We start from the raw sequence: 16,429 nt of genomic DNA, 5'->3' as shown, positions 1-16,429 counted from the left end.
TTAATTCCTGCTTAGGCAGGAATCTCAAAAGAGCTCCAACAAATTGCTCCATCCCTTGCGCAATACGTGAAAACCGAAAAATTTAAAATGTACAAGTGAAAACTAATCGCTATAACCTAATAGTTTCACTGCTCATTTAATATTGAAATTTATAATTGAATAACCGATAATGTAAAAATCATAATACTAAGGTTTTATAACTTTAAACTTTTACATTTATCATTTAAAATTTATACTTTGAAAAATACATATATCATAGACGGCATTAGAACGCCCATCGGAAATTACAAAGGAACTTTATCTCCTGTGAGAGCAGATGATTTAGGAGCTTTAGTTATCAAAGAAATTCTAAAGCGAAACCCGAACATTCCTAAAGAAGCATTTGATGATGTTATTTTAGGCTGTGCTAATCAAGCCGGAGAAGATAATAGAAACGTTGCGAGAATGTGTTCATTGTTAGCAGGTTTACCGCATTCAGTTCCAGGAGAAACCGTAAACCGATTATGCAGTAGTGGTCTTTCAGCAATTATTCATGCAAATCGTGCCATTAAAGCCGGCGACGGAGATCTATTTATTTCCGGAGGAGTTGAGCACATGACTCGCGGACCTTACGCAATAGCTAAACCATCCAGTGCATTTGGAAACGATGCTAAAATGTACGATACCAGTTTTGGTTGGCGTTTTGTCAACCCAAAAATGCACGAAATGTACGGTACCGATGGAATGGGGGTAACCGCAGAAAATTTAGTTGATAAATATAAAATTTCAAGAGAAGATCAAGATGCCTTTGCGTATTGGAGTCAGATGAAAGCTACCAAAGCACAAGAAAACGGAAGATTAGATAAAGAAATCGTTACGGTAGAAATTCCACAGCGGAAAAAGGATCCAATACAATTCAGTAAAGATGAATTCATAAAACCGACCAGTACAAAAGAGATTTTAGCGAAGTTGCGTCCGGCTTTCCGTAAGGACGGAAGCGTAACTGCAGGAAATTCTTCGGGCTTAAACGATGGCGCAGCTGCTACGATTATAGCTTCAGAAACTGCTGTAGAAAAATACGGTTTAAAACCTATGGCAAAAATTTTAAGTTCAGCGGTAGTTGGGGTTGAACCTAGAATTATGGGAATCGGTCCGGTGGAAGCTTCTAACAAAGCTTTGAAAAAAGCCGGATTAACGATGGACGATATGGATGTAATTGAATTAAACGAAGCTTTCGCCGCACAATCTTTAGCGTGTACAAGAGCTTGGGGCATAAAAGATGACGATCCCAGATTAAATCCAAATGGAGGAGCAATTGCTATTGGTCACCCGCTTGGCGTAACCGGAGCAAGATTAGCAAATTCAGCTGCCTTAGAATTACAATTGACCGGAAAAAAATATGCTTTGGTGACCATGTGTGTGGGTGTAGGACAAGGCTATGCTGCTGTAATTGAACGTGTTTAAAAAATTAAGAGATGCAAAAAGTACAACATTATATACAAGGACAATGGATTGATGGTAAAGGAGAAGGAAACCCTATTTTTGACTCGGTTACCGGAGAACATTTCACCAACATCACTACCGAAGGAATAGACGTTCCAGAAGTATTACAATACGGAAGAACAAAAGGAGATACGCTTCGGAAAATGACTTTTATCGAGCGTGGAAATATGCTTAAAAAATTAGCTTTTCACCTTCAAAAACATAAGCGAACTTTTTATGATATTAGTTTTAAAACCGGCGCTACAAAAATAGATAGTTGGGTTGATATCGAAGGAGGTTTCGGAAACCTTTTTGCGAATGCTTCTTTACGAAAATTATTCCCTAATCAGCCGTACCACGTGGAAGGAGAACCGATTGATTTATCACGTGGTGGACGCTTTATGGCGCATCATATTATGGTTCCAAAAACAGGAGTTGCGGTTCATATTAATGCTTTTAATTTTCCGGTTTGGGGAATGTTAGAAAAATGTGCGGTAAACTGGATGGCGGGCGTTCCTGCTGTAGTTTTACCGGCACCACAAAGTGCTTATTTAACAGAAGCAGTAGTAAAAGTTATTATTGAATCTGGAATTTTACCGGAAGGCGCGTTACAATTAATTAGCGGAACGCGAAAAGATATTTTAGATACGGTAGAATCGCAAGACATTGTCACTTTTACCGGTTCGGCTTCAACCGGACGCAAATTAAAAACACATCCGCGTTTAATTGAAGAATCTGTTCCGTTTACGATGGAAGCCGATTCGTTGAATGCTTCTGTTTTAGGAGAAGATGCAAAGCCAGGAACACCTGAGTTTGATCTTTTCATTAAAGAAGTTCGTAATGAAATGACTTCAAAATGCGGTCAAAAGTGTACTGCAATCCGAAGAATTATTGTTCCGGAAAATATAATGGAAGATGTTCAAATTGCACTTGGGAAAGCCTTGGATAAAGTGACTTATGGAGATCCTCGTCTAAAGGAAGTCCGTATGGGAACGTTAATTGACAAAAAACAAGTAGAAGCCGTAAAAAATAGTGTAAAAGAAATCGCGAAGACCGCCGATATTGTATATGGCGATTTTGAAAACGGAGAAGCTGTTGGCGCTGATTTTGAAAAAGGTTCATTTATCAAGCCAATTTTATTACGTGAAAATGATCCGTTTACCAATGAGGCTGCGCACGTAACTGAAGCTTTTGGGCCGGTAAGTACGTTAATGCCTTATGAAAGCTTAGATCAAGCGGTCGAATTATCCAGAATGGGTAGAGGTTCTTTGGTGAGTTCTATTGCTACAAACGACGATAAAGTTGCTAAAGATTATACTGTTAGAGCCGCAACGCACCATGGAAGAATTTTGGTTTTAAATCGTGAAAGTGCTAAACAAAGTACCGGTCACGGTTCACCATTACCCAACCTTATTCACGGTGGTCCTGGACGTGCCGGAGGTGGTGAAGAAATGGGCGGTGTTCGCGGAATTAAACACTATTTACAGCGTTGTGCGGTACAAGGTTCACCAACAACCTTGACAGAAGTTACCGGGATTTATCAACCAAATGCCGATTATAAAGAAGCAGAAAAGCATCCGTTTGCATATCATTGGGAAGATATAGAACCGGGAATGTCCTTAAAAACACATAGCCGAACCCTTACCGATACCGATATTATCAATTTCGGGAATTTAACCTGGGATCATTTTTACGCGCATACCGATATTACTTCGCTGGAAGGAAGTATTTTTGAGCAACGTACAGCGCACGGTTATTTTATTATTTCTGCAGCAGCAGGATTATTTGTATATCCAAATAAAGGACCGGTTGCTGCAAATTATGGATTAGAAGAAATTAGATTCTTACGTCCGCTTTACCATAATGATACCATTCACGTTAGATTAACCTGTAAACAAAAAATAGATCGCGATCAAAAAGGAAAAGAATTACCAAGCGGAATTGTAAAGTGGTATGTAGAGGTTTTTGATACCGATGTCACCAAAGGAAATATCCCTGAAAGTGAAGAGGAAGAGAAAGAAGCTTTAGTTGCCATCGCCACTATTTTAACGATGGTTCAGAAAAAGCAAACGACCTTTAAAGAAATTACCGATGAGGTTTTTGAAAAGGCGTTACATAATTTAAAAGAAGATACAAAACCAGCATGGGGAATGATGACGCCGCAGCATATGGTTGAGCATTTGGAGGATAGCTATCGAATTGCTTCCGGCGAAATTCAGGATTTTGAAATCGCTACGCCTGAAAAATATATAGATGAGGTTAAGGAAACTCTATATAACTATGAACCAATGCCTAAAAACTATAATTTTCCCTTTTATAAAGAAGGAGAGTTATTCAGCTTGAAGCACGAAGACTTAGCAACAGCAAAACAAAAATTAAAGGAAGCCAAAAAGCAATACACAAACTTTTTTGTTGAAAACCCCGATGCGGTTACTAAAAATGCAGTATTTGGAGAACTAAGCAAATTTGAGTGGAAATTGATGCATAGAAAGCATATTAATCATCACTTTAAGCAATTCGGTATTATATAATCGCTTATTTCAAAAGGTGAAAAAAGGAGAGTTTTTAAAAGACTCTCCTTTTTTATTTAAAATGAACTACGCTATACAAACGTTATGATTTTGCAGTTTATCGTTAATAATGGAGTTCTTACCTAAGAATTGCAAAAAAGCTTTTTGTCAGTTTCATTTCTATATAATTTAACACCCTGAAACACAATGTGGGGGAGCTTACAATTGAATTATTTGTAAGTACATTGTTTTAAGAACTTAATAAATTATTGGAATGAAATTTATAAGACCAACTTTAAAAACAGTTGTACTTTTGGCTACGCTGTTGCTTTTTTTTGGTGAAGGTTTTTGCCAAACAAATGCTTGGATAAATGAGCTGCATTATCAGAATACAGGGATTGATGATAATGAGGCAATAGAAATTGTTATAGAAAGTCCTGGAACACTTCAAGATTATGAAGTTTTACTATACGATGCCAGTGGGAATATCTACGATTCACAAACGGTAGATCAATTTACAGAAGGAGCTACTTCCGGAAATTTCACTTTGTTTTTTTGGGAGCCGACCTCAATACAAAATGGTACAGGAGGAATTGCGTTAACCTATTTAGGTAGTTTAATTTCCGGTCAGTTTTTAAGCTATGGAGGAGTTGTTACGGCTGTTTCCGGTGCTGCTATTGGAGAAACTTCAATTGATATCGGTTCTTCAGAGGATGCTTCAACCGGTGTGACAAGTTCACTTCAATTATTGGGTTCAGGTGGAACTTATCAAGATTTTATATGGTTTTCTTTCAATACACAAACTTTTGGAGCAAATAATATGGTCCAAACGTTTACAGGTTCAGCAAATGGAAGCCCTTATATAGAAAGTATTACTCAAAATCCTATCGCAAATAATGTAACATCTTCAAATAGTGTAAGTGTTACAGCTCGAGTTTTAGATAGTGATGGATTGGCTTCAGTTGTTTTAAAGTGGGGACTTACCAGTGGAAGTTTGTCAAATCAAATAACCATGTATTTTACGTCAGCCCATAAGTATGTAACTGGAACTTCTATTCCTGCCCAGAGTGAGAACACGAGTGTTTATTATAGAATTGAAGCTACGGATAATAATGGTCAGAAAACGACAAGTTCTCTAAGAAACTATACTGTTTTACCGGATAACCCGTTAGGCTTAGCTTTAAATACAACTAACCAGCGCTTTTTAATCAATTTTGATATTACTATTCCAAATGTCAATAATGGAAAATTCACCGGAAATGGGTTGAAAAGTAATCCTGCTACAGGAGCATTAGATAGTGATACTTTTAAGATTGAAGGTTTTTCTAGCAGTCCAATTCCATTTGGAGGAGATTATACAACTTTACCTAAATTATCAAGTGGTGTTTCTTCGGGGGGAGTAAGTGAGGCCAATTCAGGTTTGTATGCGTTTACGGTTAGTAACGGAAATAATGCTTTAGGGGTTCAGTCAAGTGGAGGAACTGATGATTTTAATCCCGGAAAAATAATTTTCAGGTTTCAAAATATTACCGGATCGACCATTACTTCATTATCAATTTCGTATAAAGTATATGTATATAATGATCAGGCAAGATCTACACGTGTTGATTTTTATCACGGTGATGCAGAAAATAATTTAACGCAAGAAGCTAATTTAGAATTTGCAACACCAGAAAATGCGGATGCTGATGTGCAGTGGAAAAGTACTTACTTAAAAACTGATTTAGAAAACTTATCCATCCAAGATGATGAAGTGTATTACCTAGTTTGGAATTCTGAAGATAATTTAGTTAGTGGAAGTGGTGCTAGAGATGAATTTGCTATTGATGATATTGAGTTAATTGCAAACCCTACCTCTTTGACTAGTCAAATAGAAGGCGTGGTTAGCGATATGCGTATTGATGGAAATGTGTCGGTTAAAACTCCGACGCAATTAACAGGAAAACTTTCTATAATTAGCGGAACGTTAACGACTAATAATATATTAACTTTTAAGAGTTCAGCAGATAAAACAGCAACTGTAGGAGATTTAAGTAATGGTAATATTTCAGGTCAAGTAATAACAGAGCGTTATTTTTCTGCAAAACGCGCCTTTCGCTTTTTTTCAAGTCCGGTAAACTCAATCGGCTCTATTCAAGAAAACTGGCAAGAGGGAGGCATAGATAAAGACGATAATCCTACACCCGGCTTTGGAACTCATATTACAGGTTCAATAACAGGGGGAAATGGATTTGATGCAACACCAACGGGAAACCCTTCGTTGTTTGGTTATGATAATTCAACTCAACAGTGGGAAACATTCCTGAATACAGATACCGCTCAAATTGAAGCTGCAAAAGCTTACCGGTTAATGGTGCGCGGGGATCGTTCTATAGATGTAACAGACAATTCAGCAACACCGACATCAACTGTTTTACGAACAAAAGGAAATTTGCTGAAAGGAGATGTAAGTATCAATTTAAATACTTCTGCAGATGCCTATAATTTTGTGGGCAATCCTTATTTAGCAGTTGTAGATATGGCTAGTGTGATGTCAAACTCAACAAATGTAAATCCGAATAATTATTATGTTTGGGATGTTTCTTCAACTGAACGAGGGAAATACATAATAATAGATTTGTCGGAACCTACAGATTATCATTTTATACAACCGGGCCAGGCTATTTTTGTAAGAACATTCAATAATGGTTCGACTTCTATACTATTTAAGGAAAGTGACAAAGTACTTGAAGAAACTGCTAATACTGTTTTTAAACCAGTAAATAAAGCCAAGATGAAAGTTGAATTATTTTCGGATGAAAACCTTCTGAATAATTTAGCTAATAATGATGAAGTTACTATAAACTTTGCTGAAAATGGTGAAGATGATGTAATAGCAAACGATGCCCCTAAAATGGGAAACCCGGATGAAAACTTGGCAATTATTAACGGATCAAAATATTTGAGCTTGGAATACCGATCTATGCCAGATGAGGAAACTGAATTGCCATTATTTTTTAATCAGTTAAGAACTAGTCATTATACTTTTAAAATAGAAGTTAGTTATATAGAAAACTATACGGCATATTTCGTTGATACATATTCCGAAGAAGAATATGAGTTAGAAAATAATACGGCTAATTTTGTCGCTTTTGAAATCGATGAAAGCATTGAAGAAAGTTTTGCGCCAGAGCGGTTTAAAATTATTTTCAAGGAAAATCAATTATCTATTTCACCTAAAAGTACAATCTCTTTTACAATGTACCCGAATCCTTTACAAGGGAATCAATTAAATATTATTTCATCAATTTTTGAAGGAAATACCACTCAGGTGCATATTTATAATCAACTAGGTCAATTGGTTTTTAATAAAAATGTGCAGGCTAACAACAAGCGTTTAGTCCTTGAGAATTTAAACTTGTCTAGCGGTTTGTTTGTACTTCAACTGAAAAATGAAGAGGGAGTTTTTACAAAAAAATTAATTTTTGAATAAAAGAGGATGATGATGCAGTCAGTAAGGATAAAAAAACGGTTTATTATTTGTGGATTTTTACTATTGTTTAGTAGTCCGCTATTTGCTCAGTTTGATGGAACCCCAATAGATTTTGATAATGATGTGAATGATTCAGGAGCAGCTGCAGCACCAATAGATGGTTTTGTAGGCATAGCTTTTTTAGCAGGCGTTGTTTTTGGAGTAAAAAAGCTACGTGGAGAAAAAATGAATAAAAAAAACCCCTTTTTTTAAAAAGGGGTTTACTAGTTTAAAGATTGTTTTTAATCTTGTAAAAGGCTTCTGGAAATAACAATTTTTTGAATTTCAGAAGTTCCTTCATATATCTGTGTAATTTTTGCATCACGCATTAAACGCTCTACATGATATTCTTTTACATAACCATTACCTCCGTGAATTTGAACAGCTTCCACAGTAGCATCCATAGCAGTTTTAGAAGCGTATAATTTTGCCATAGCTCCAGAAAGGTCATAATTCTGTTTTTGATCTTTATCCCAAGCGGCTTTCATTACTAAATGACGAGAAGCTTCAATCTCTGTATACATATCGGCTAATTTGAAAGCAATGGCTTGGTGATTGCAAATTTCTGTACCAAAAGCTTTTCTGATTTTAGAATAATCACGTGCCAATTCATATGCACCACTGGCAATGCCTAAGGCTTGTGCCGCAATACCAATTCTTCCGCCAGAAAGTGTTTTCATAGCAAATTTGAAACCGAATCCGTCTTCGCCAATTCTATTCTCTTTAGGGACTTTTACATCATTAAAGTTTAGCGTATGGGTATCACTTCCTCTAATTCCTAATTTATCTTCTTTCGGGCCAATTTCAAATCCTTCCCAGTCTTTTTCAACAATAAAGGCATTAATTCCACGGTGTTTTTTCTCACGATCGGTTTGTGCAATTACTAAGTAATAATCAGCACTCCCGCCGTTAGTAATCCAGTTTTTTGTTCCGTTAAGAATATAATGATCTCCTTTGTCGATAGCAGTTGTTCTTTGCGATGTTGCATCACTTCCTGCTTCAGGTTCGCTTAAACAAAAAGCTCCTATAGATTCTCCTGTCGCTAATTTTGTAAGGTATTTTTTCTTTTGCTCTTCTGTACCAAAAGTTTCAATTCCCCAGCAAACAAGCGAGTTGTTTACAGAAACAATTACTGAACAAGAAGCGTCAACTTTAGAGATTTCTTCCATAGCAAGCACGTAGGAAATAGTATCCATTCCGCCGCCGCCATATTCTGGAGAAACCATCATTCCTAAGAAACCAAGTTCTCCCATTTTCTTCACTTGTTCTGTAGGGAATTCTTGTTTTGTATCACGTTCTATTACTCCGGGAAGCAATTCATTTTTTGCAAAATCTCTTGCAGTATCCCTTATCATTAAGTGCTCTTCTGTAAGCTTAAAATCCATTGTGCTTTTATTTAATTATGATAATTTGAATTGAAAGGCTACAAAGATACTTTTTAAGTACTAAATTTTCAACGATTATTAGTTATTTTTACGAATATGAAAAATACAAATTACTCAGTTATAGGCGTAATGTCGGGTACATCCTTAGATGGTATCGATCTTACTTTAGTTAATTTTTATAAAAGTGAGAATCGATGGAATTATAGAATAGAGTTTGCTGAAACCGTAGCCTATACTGAAGATTGGAAAGATAAACTAGAAAAGGCTTCTTCAATAAATAAACTTGAATTACAGGCTTTAGATGAAGCATATACAAATTATTTAGCCGAAAAAATTCGATTTTTTATTGATAAAAATAACATAGGTAAAGCTATAATTTGCTCCCATGGACATACCGTTTTACACCAACCGGAACGTCAAATTACCTATCAAATAGGGAATCTTCCGAGTTTAGCAAAAAAGACCGGAAAAAAAGTAGTTTGTGATTTTAGAGTACAAGATGTAGCGTTGGGCGGTCAGGGTGCACCTTTAGTTCCTGTTGGAGATGAATTGTTATTTAAAGAATTTGATTATTGTTTAAACCTTGGGGGATTTGCTAATATATCATTTAAGAAAAATGATGAGCGAATAGCTTTTGATATTTGTCCGGTAAATACAGTTTTAAATTTTTATGCCCAAAAATTTGGAAAAGAGTATGATGTGGATGGAGATATTGCTCGAAAAAATAAGCTAGATGAAAATTTGCTTCAAGAATTAAATGCGCTTTTGTTTTATCATTTAGAACCGCCAAAATCTTTAGGAATAGAGTGGGTGCAGACAGAGGTTTTTCCATTATTAGAGAAATCGAGACTTTCTTCAGCAATAATTATCGCAACTTTTACAGAGCATGTTGCGAAGCAAATAGCTAACGTTTGTGAAAATTCATCGACAAAAAAAATGTTGATTACCGGTGGCGGTGCTTTTAATAAATATTTGATTTCACGTATTCAAAATTATTCATCCGTTCAAATGGTTGTGCCTGAATCTTTACTGATTGAGTACAAAGAAGCCTTGTTGTTTGGTTTTCTGGGGGTTTTAAAAATACGCGGAGAAATAAATGTATTAAAAAGTGTTACCGGAGCAAAGCAAGATCATTCTTCAGGAAAAATCTATTTGCCGTAAAATTATAAGGCTCAAATACTTTCACAACAATGGGTTTGTGTATATTTGTGCAGCAAAAAAAATTACCCAAAAAATATACTACTCGTGAAAGATTTATTAAAACTATACGAAAACAAGCAACCCGAAATTGTATTTAACTGGAAAGACGCTGAAACTGAAGCAGAGGGCTGGACAGTTATCAACTCTTTGAGAGGCGGTGCTGCTGGTGGCGGAACCAGAATGCGCAAAGGTTTAGATATGAATGAAGTGCTTTCTTTGGCAAAAACAATGGAAGTAAAATTTACGGTTTCCGGTCCTGCAATTGGAGGAGCAAAATCAGGAATTAATTTTGACCCGAATGATCCACGAAAAAAAGGTGTTTTAGAACGTTGGTATAAAGCGGTTTCGCCTTTATTGAAAAATTATTATGGTACAGGAGGCGATATGAATGTTGAGCAAGGAAGCGAAGTTATTCCTAATACTGAGAACGCTGGTCTTTGGCATCCGCAAGAAGGTGTTTTTAACGGGCACTTTAAAACTTCAGAAGCAGAGAAAATTAATAGAATTGGGCAATTGCGTAATGGTGTAATTAAAGTGTTGGATAATCCTAAATATACACCAGATGCCGCAAGAAAATATACCGTTGGAGATATGATAACCGGTTTTGGTGTTGCCGAAGCAGTACGTCATTATTATAAAATTTACGGGGGAGACGTAAAAGGAAAAAGAGCTGTAGTACAAGGCTTTGGTAATGTAGGTTCTGCAGCCGCTTATTACTTAGCACAAATGGGAGCTAAAGTTGTTGGTATTATAGACCGAGATGGCGGGTTGATTAATAAAGATGGTTTTTCTTTTGAAGAAATTAAGCAATTATTCTTACATAAAGATGGTAATGCTCTTGTTGCCGATAAGATGATTTCTTTTGATGAAATAAATGAACAAATATGGGATTTAGAGACGGAAATTTTTGCGCCATGTGCAGCTTCTCGTTTAGTGAAAAATGAGCAAATCTCTAAATTGATTAAAAACGGATTAGAAGTAATTTCTTGCGGAGCAAACGTTCCTTTTGCAGATAAAGAAATTTTCTTTGGTGATATTATGGAAGCTACCGATGAGCAAGTAAGTTTAATTCCAGATTTTATTTCTAACTGTGGTATGGCAAGAGTTTTTGCTTACCTAATGGAAAGCCGAATAGAAATGACCGATGAATCTATTTTTAATGACACCTCAAATGTTATTAAAAATGCCATTCAAAATATATTTGATAAAAGTAGTTCTAAAACGAATATTTGTAAAACTGCTTTTGAAATTGCTTTAAAACAACTTGTTTAATGTAACACAAGATTAATAACCCTATTTATTATCCCAACCCATGTTAAAAAATTTTTTGGGCAACAGTCCCAAGTGGTTTAAATATGCTATTTGTTTTTTCTTAGCATTTAATGTTCTTTCATATTTTGTATTAGGACCCGTAGTCACAGCTTGGTTTTTTATAGCTGAATTTATTTTCACCTTAGCAATGGCGTTAAAATGCTATCCACTTCAGTCTGGTGGTTTGCTTGCTATTGAGATTTTGATTTTAAATTTAACATCGCCCGAAGCAGCCAAAGAGGAGGTGATTCAAAATTTTGAAGTTATCTTTTTGCTGATGTTTATGGTGGCCGGTATTTATTTTATGAAACCTTTATTGATGTATATTTTCAGTAAAGTCTTCACGAAAATAAAATCGAAACTTATCCTGTCAATATTATTTCTATTGCTTTCTGCTATCCTTTCTGCATTTTTAGATGCGCTTACAGTTACGGCAGTATTAATTAGTGTTTCGGTTGGCTTTTATGGAGTTTACCATAAAATTCAATCAGCTGACACCGATTATAATGATAGTGGGATTTTAGACCGAAAAGAACTTAGTGGAGAAACCTTAGATAAGTTTAGAAGTTTCCTCAGGAGCTTAATTATGCATGGCGTAGTAGGTACCGCACTTGGTGGTGTTTGTACTATTGTAGGCGAACCACAAAACCTACTAATTGGAGAAAAAATGGGTTGGGATTTTATTGATTTCTTCGTGAAAATGGCGCCAATTACGCTACCGGTTTTATTAGCCGGTTTGCTAACAACTATTGTTTTAGAAACCACAGGCTGGTTTGGTTTTGGGCAAAAACTTCCTAAAGTGGCTCGTACTATTATAGAAAATTATACTGATGAAATGGATGAAAAACGTACTTCATCAGAGAAATATGGACTTTTAGTACAAAGTATAGCAGCTATTTTATTAATAGGTGGTTTAGCACTTCATATAGCTTCTGTTGGTTTCATCGGTTTAGGACTTATTGTAGTTCAAACTGCTTTTATGGGAATAACCGAAGAGCACAGTTTAGGTAAAGCTTTTGAAGAAGCCTTGCCATTTACCGGATTAATTGTGGTGTTTTTTGTGATAGTAGCCATGATCCATGAGCAGCATCTTTTTCATCCTATTATTGATTGGGCGCTGAGTTTAGATCCGTCAGATCAACCTGCCGTATTTTACGTAGCCAACGGTGTTCTCTCCATGATTAGTGATAATGTATTTGTAGCTACGGTATATATTGGTGAAGTTCAAAACGCCTTTCTCAGTGGAAATATTTCTCAAGAACAATTTGATAAATTAGCTATAGCAATTAATACAGGTACTAACTTGCCAAGTGTAGCAACCCCAAATGGACAAGCCGCATTTTTATTTTTATTGACTTCGTCTTTAGCACCTTTAATCAATTTATCTTACTTAAAAATGGTAAAAATGGCCTTGCCTTACACCATTGTATTGGCAATAATTGGTTATTTAGGCGTTGTGTTTTTTTTGTAATCAATAGGAAATAACTTAGCTTTATACCTTTATAATATACTTAATAAGAAGATTAACCGTTATCCAATTTAAACGAATAAACTTATGCTAACAATATTCTTGCAGGAGACCGCTAATGAAATGAAAGATGCGGCAGAACAAGTACCCGAAGAGAAAACACTATCACTTTTTGAATTAATTACGAGTGGCGGTGTTGGCGGAACTATCATCATTGCTATTTTATTTGTATTGTTAGTTGTGGCCATGTATATTTATTTTGAACGCCTATTAGCGGTAAAAGCAGCTTCTAAATCTGACCCCAATTTTATGGCGCAAATTAAGGATAATGTTGCTAGCGGAAATATTGAAGCGGCTAAAATTAGATGCGCACAGGAAAATTCGCCTGTAGCACGTTTAACTGAAAAAGGGATTTCAAGAATTGGAAGTCCACTAGAAGACATTAACACTGCCATTGAAAATGCAGGAAGATTAGAAGTATATAAGCTAGAAAAAAACGTAAGTATTTTAGCAACAATTGCCGGAGCAGCTCCTATGATTGGTTTTTTAGGAACAGTGATTGGTATGGTTTTGGCATTTCACGAATTGGCAACTAGTAGTGGTCAAGCAGAAATGGGATCTTTAGCCCAAGGAATTTACACAGCCATGATGACAACTGTAGCAGGTTTAATAGTTGGTATTATTGCATATATTGGTTATAATCATTTGGTGGTGAAAACAGATAAAGTTGTTCATCAAATGGAAGCAACCGCAGTAGACTTTTTAGATCTATTAAACGAACCGGCTTAATATGAATTTAAGAGGAAGAAATAAAGTAAGTCCAGAATTTAGCATGTCTTCCATGACAGATATTGTATTTCTGTTATTGGTATTTTTTATGTTGACTTCTCCGGTAATTACACCAGAAGCTTTAGATCTTATTTTACCTAAGGCCAAAGGGAAAACTACCAATAAGCAAAACTTGGCGGTAAGCATTACCAAAGATTTAGAAGTTTATATCAATGAAGAAAAAATTTCAAAAAACAATTTGGAATTAGAATTGCAAAAGCGATTAAGAGGAGAAGAAGAGCCAACTATAATTTTAAGAGCAGAAGAAAGCGTTCCGATTCAAGATGCGGTAAATGTAATGGATATTGCAAAACGGAATCAATATAAAATAGTATTGGCTGTAAAACCACAATAAATAATTTAAGTATATGGCTTTGTTTGAAACCAAACATGAAAAACGATCGTTGATCATTACTGTGGTCATCAATACGCTATTGCTTTTATTGTTGTTTTTTTTCGGATTAACTTATTTAGATCCACCACCGGAAAACGGAATTGCTGTTAATTTTGGAACCTCAGAAGTCGGTTCTGGGACAGAACAACCTACAGAACCGGTAAAATCTGCGCCACAACAAAGTACTTCTCAGTCAACTTCAACCCCACAAAGCGAACCAGAAGTAAATGAAGAAGTAGTTTCTCAAGATACAGAAGATGCTCCGGTGATTGAAGAAAAGAAAGAAGAAACTAAACCAACGCCAACAGAGAATCCAAAAGAAGAAGAAAAACCGGCTGAAGAAAAAACTGAACCAAAAAAAGAAGAGCCTAAAGAGGTTGAAAAACCGGATCCAAAACCCGATAAGTCTACTTCAGATGCGATGAATAGTATTTTAAACGGACCAGAAAAAGATGGGCAAGAAAATGGAGGAGAAGGTAACGATAATCAAGCAGGCGATAAAGGAGATCCAAATGGTGATCCCAATGCTTCTTCGTATTACGGACAAGGAAAAGGACTTGACGGTGACGGTAACTATCGTTTAGGTGGAAGAAAAGCACTTAATAAAGAGAAATTTGTTCAGGACTGTAATGAATCTGGCGTAGTTGTCGTTAAAATAGAAGTTAGCCAACAAGGGAAAGTTATTAATGCCGTTGCTGGAGTTAAAGGGACAACAAATACAGCTTCTTGTTTACTTGAACCTGCACGAAGAGCTGCGTTAGCTACGAAATTTAATAGTGATGCTGAGGCGCCTGTAAAACAAGTTGGTACAATTATCTACGAGTTTAAACTTTCCGATTAAAATACTCAATGAATTATCAAGAAACCTTAGACTGGATGTTCCAGCAGTTGCCTATGTATCAAAAACAAGGTAAGTCTGCTTTTAAAAAAGATTTAAGCAATAGTTTATTATTTGCTGAGCATTTGGGAGTTCCGCATAAAAAATTTAAAAGTGTACACGTTGGCGGGACAAATGGAAAGGGGTCTACTAGCCACATGCTCGCTTCTGTACTGCAAGAATGCGGTTATCGAGTCGGGTTGTATACTTCACCGCACTTAAAAGATTTTAGGGAGCGCATAAAAATAAATGGAGTAGAAGTATCTGAAAATTTTGTAGTAAATTTTATTGAAGGTAATAATGATTTTTTAAAAGAAAAGCAACCTTCTTTTTTTGAAATGACCGTTGCGATGGCATTTCAATATTTTGCTAAAGAAAATGTGGATATAGCCATTATAGAAGTAGGTTTAGGAGGACGTTTAGATTCAACCAATATTATTACGCCAGAACTTTCTGTAATTACCAATATAGGTTTAGACCATACGCAGTTTTTAGGGAACAGTATTGAGGCTATAGCTCAAGAAAAAGCCGGAATTATAAAAAAAGGAATTCCTGTTGTTATCGGTGAAAGTACAGAAATAACAAAACCTATTTTTGAAAAAACAGCTCATCAAAAAGGTTCTTGTATTTCTTTTGCAGATGAGTTTAATATTTCAGCCTCTTATCCTTCAGATTTATTAGGGATATATCAGAAGCATAATAAAAAAACAGTATTGGCAAGCTTAGAGATTATGCGTTCTTTAGGCTGGGATATTACAGATGAAAATCAGAAAAAAGGAATTTTACATACTATTAAAAATACGGGCTTACGAGGGAGATGGGAGATTTTATCAAATCACCCTAAAGTGATTTGTGATACCGCCCATAATGTTGAGGGGTTAACCTATGTGATGAAACAATTAAAAGAAGAGAAGTATAATAAATTACATATAGTTTTAGGTATTGTAAACGATAAAGATGTTAGTCAGATATTACCTTTGTTTCCTAAAAAAGCAACCTATTATTTTAGCAAACCCTCAATACCTAGAGGGATGAATGAGCTTGTGTTGAAAAAACATGCAGAAAGATTTCAGTTGAAAGGAAACACTTTTAAAACTTTAAAAGGAGCTTATTTGGCTGCAAATGAGAATGCTAAAAAAGACGACTTAGTGTTTGTTGGAGGAAGTACTTTTAGTGTTGCAGAAATAATTTAAACTTTTTTTAAAAAATACTTTGTGAAATGTAAAAATGGTTTATATTTGCATCCGCATTGCAGTAGCAAGGGCGCGTAGCTCAGTTGGTTCAGAGCACTTGGTTTACACCCAAGGGGTCAGGGGTTCGAATCCCTTCGCGCCCACAGAAAAATCCGAAGTAAAATTTTACTTCGGATTTTTTTATATTTATAGTTTAAAACGGGTCATTAACTCAGTTGGTTCAGAGTGTTACCTTGACAGGGTAGAAGTCACTGGTTCGAATCCAGTATGACCCACTACTTTTTAATTTAA

General features: G+C 35.7%; 12 protein-coding genes and 2 tRNA genes. 13 read left to right on the top strand and 1 reads right to left on the bottom strand.

The features are described from left to right. The first annotated feature begins 237 nt into the window (after positions 1–237). From pcaF to D9R05_RS13125, 4 genes are all read left to right on the top strand, one after another. Positions 238–1,443, top strand: coding sequence for a 3-oxoadipyl-CoA thiolase (gene pcaF, locus D9R05_RS13140; RefSeq protein WP_121667687.1), 1,206 nt, complete (start codon positions 238–240; stop codon positions 1,441–1,443). Between the two features lie 11 nt (positions 1,444–1,454). Further along, positions 1,455–3,992: a phenylacetic acid degradation bifunctional protein PaaZ gene (paaZ, locus tag D9R05_RS13135; protein ID WP_121667686.1), complete on the top strand. Its 2,538-nt coding sequence runs from the start codon at positions 1,455–1,457 to the stop codon at positions 3,990–3,992. A 253-nt stretch (positions 3,993–4,245) separates the two neighbouring features. Beyond that, complete coding sequence (locus tag D9R05_RS13130) at positions 4,246–7,443, top strand: T9SS type A sorting domain-containing protein (RefSeq protein ID WP_121667685.1); 3,198 nt, start codon at positions 4,246–4,248, stop codon at positions 7,441–7,443. 9 nt (positions 7,444–7,452) lie between these two features. After that, positions 7,453–7,695, top strand: a complete 243-nt coding sequence (locus D9R05_RS13125) for a PID-CTERM protein-sorting domain-containing protein (protein WP_162984989.1) — start codon at positions 7,453–7,455, stop codon at positions 7,693–7,695. Positions 7,696–7,724: 29 nt separating this feature from the next. On the opposite strand, the gene D9R05_RS13120 is transcribed toward D9R05_RS13125, so the two are convergent. Next, on the bottom strand, positions 7,725–8,867 hold the full coding sequence (locus tag D9R05_RS13120) for an acyl-CoA dehydrogenase (protein ID WP_121667683.1): 1,143 nt from the start codon (positions 8,865–8,867) through the stop codon (positions 7,725–7,727). A 96-nt stretch (positions 8,868–8,963) separates the two neighbouring features. On the opposite strand from D9R05_RS13120, the gene D9R05_RS13115 reads away from it, so the two are divergent. From D9R05_RS13115 to D9R05_RS13075, 9 genes are all read left to right on the top strand, one after another. After that, entirely contained in the window at positions 8,964–10,028 is a 1,065-nt protein-coding gene (locus D9R05_RS13115; protein ID WP_121667682.1) for an anhydro-N-acetylmuramic acid kinase, read from the top strand. Between the two features lie 84 nt (positions 10,029–10,112). Next, entirely contained in the window at positions 10,113–11,339 is a 1,227-nt protein-coding gene (locus D9R05_RS13110; RefSeq protein WP_121667681.1) for a Glu/Leu/Phe/Val dehydrogenase dimerization domain-containing protein, read from the top strand. Between the two features lie 40 nt (positions 11,340–11,379). Beyond that, the gene (gene nhaB, locus D9R05_RS13105) at positions 11,380–12,849 is read left to right on the top strand and encodes a sodium/proton antiporter NhaB (protein WP_121667680.1); all 1,470 of its coding nucleotides are present in this window, start codon (positions 11,380–11,382) and stop codon (positions 12,847–12,849) included. An 84-nt stretch (positions 12,850–12,933) separates the two neighbouring features. Beyond that, complete coding sequence (locus D9R05_RS13100) at positions 12,934–13,635, top strand: MotA/TolQ/ExbB proton channel family protein (RefSeq protein WP_121667679.1); 702 nt, start codon at positions 12,934–12,936, stop codon at positions 13,633–13,635. A gap of 1 nt (position 13,636) precedes the next feature. Beyond that, positions 13,637–14,029: an ExbD/TolR family protein gene (locus D9R05_RS13095; RefSeq protein WP_121667678.1), complete on the top strand. Its 393-nt coding sequence runs from the start codon at positions 13,637–13,639 to the stop codon at positions 14,027–14,029. Positions 14,030–14,042: 13 nt separating this feature from the next. Continuing rightward, positions 14,043–14,909: an energy transducer TonB gene (locus tag D9R05_RS13090; protein ID WP_121667677.1), complete on the top strand. Its 867-nt coding sequence runs from the start codon at positions 14,043–14,045 to the stop codon at positions 14,907–14,909. A gap of 8 nt (positions 14,910–14,917) precedes the next feature. Next, positions 14,918–16,138: a bifunctional folylpolyglutamate synthase/dihydrofolate synthase gene (locus tag D9R05_RS13085; RefSeq protein ID WP_121667676.1), complete on the top strand. Its 1,221-nt coding sequence runs from the start codon at positions 14,918–14,920 to the stop codon at positions 16,136–16,138. Between the two features lie 68 nt (positions 16,139–16,206). Further along, a tRNA-Val gene (locus D9R05_RS13080) sits at positions 16,207–16,281 on the top strand. Positions 16,282–16,338: 57 nt separating this feature from the next. Then, positions 16,339–16,413, top strand: a tRNA-Val gene (locus D9R05_RS13075). The last annotated feature ends 16 nt before the right edge of the window (positions 16,414–16,429 follow it).

The organism is Mesonia aquimarina (assembly GCF_003667275.1).
GTDB classification, from domain to species: domain Bacteria; phylum Bacteroidota; class Bacteroidia; order Flavobacteriales; family Flavobacteriaceae; genus Mesonia; species Mesonia aquimarina.
This window is presented reverse-complemented; position numbering and strand designations above follow the sequence as displayed.

Bases quoted from the DNA above. Each gene is read 5' to 3' on its own strand.
- paaZ (WP_121667686.1), top strand. From the start codon at position 1,455: ATGCAAAAAGTACAACATTATATACAAGGACAATGGATTGATGGTAAA.
- D9R05_RS13130 (WP_121667685.1), top strand. From the start codon at position 4,246: ATGAAATTTATAAGACCAACTTTAAAAACAGTTGTACTTTTGGCTACG.
- D9R05_RS13125 (WP_162984989.1), top strand. From the start codon at position 7,453: ATGATGCAGTCAGTAAGGATAAAAAAACGGTTTATTATTTGTGGATTT.
- D9R05_RS13120 (WP_121667683.1), bottom strand. From the start codon at position 8,867: ATGGATTTTAAGCTTACAGAAGAGCACTTAATGATAAGGGATACTGCA.
- D9R05_RS13115 (WP_121667682.1), top strand. From the start codon at position 8,964: ATGAAAAATACAAATTACTCAGTTATAGGCGTAATGTCGGGTACATCC.
- nhaB (WP_121667680.1), top strand. From the start codon at position 11,380: ATGTTAAAAAATTTTTTGGGCAACAGTCCCAAGTGGTTTAAATATGCT.
- D9R05_RS13100 (WP_121667679.1), top strand. From the start codon at position 12,934: ATGCTAACAATATTCTTGCAGGAGACCGCTAATGAAATGAAAGATGCG.
- D9R05_RS13095 (WP_121667678.1), top strand. From the start codon at position 13,637: ATGAATTTAAGAGGAAGAAATAAAGTAAGTCCAGAATTTAGCATGTCT.
- D9R05_RS13090 (WP_121667677.1), top strand. From the start codon at position 14,043: ATGGCTTTGTTTGAAACCAAACATGAAAAACGATCGTTGATCATTACT.
- D9R05_RS13085 (WP_121667676.1), top strand. From the start codon at position 14,918: ATGAATTATCAAGAAACCTTAGACTGGATGTTCCAGCAGTTGCCTATG.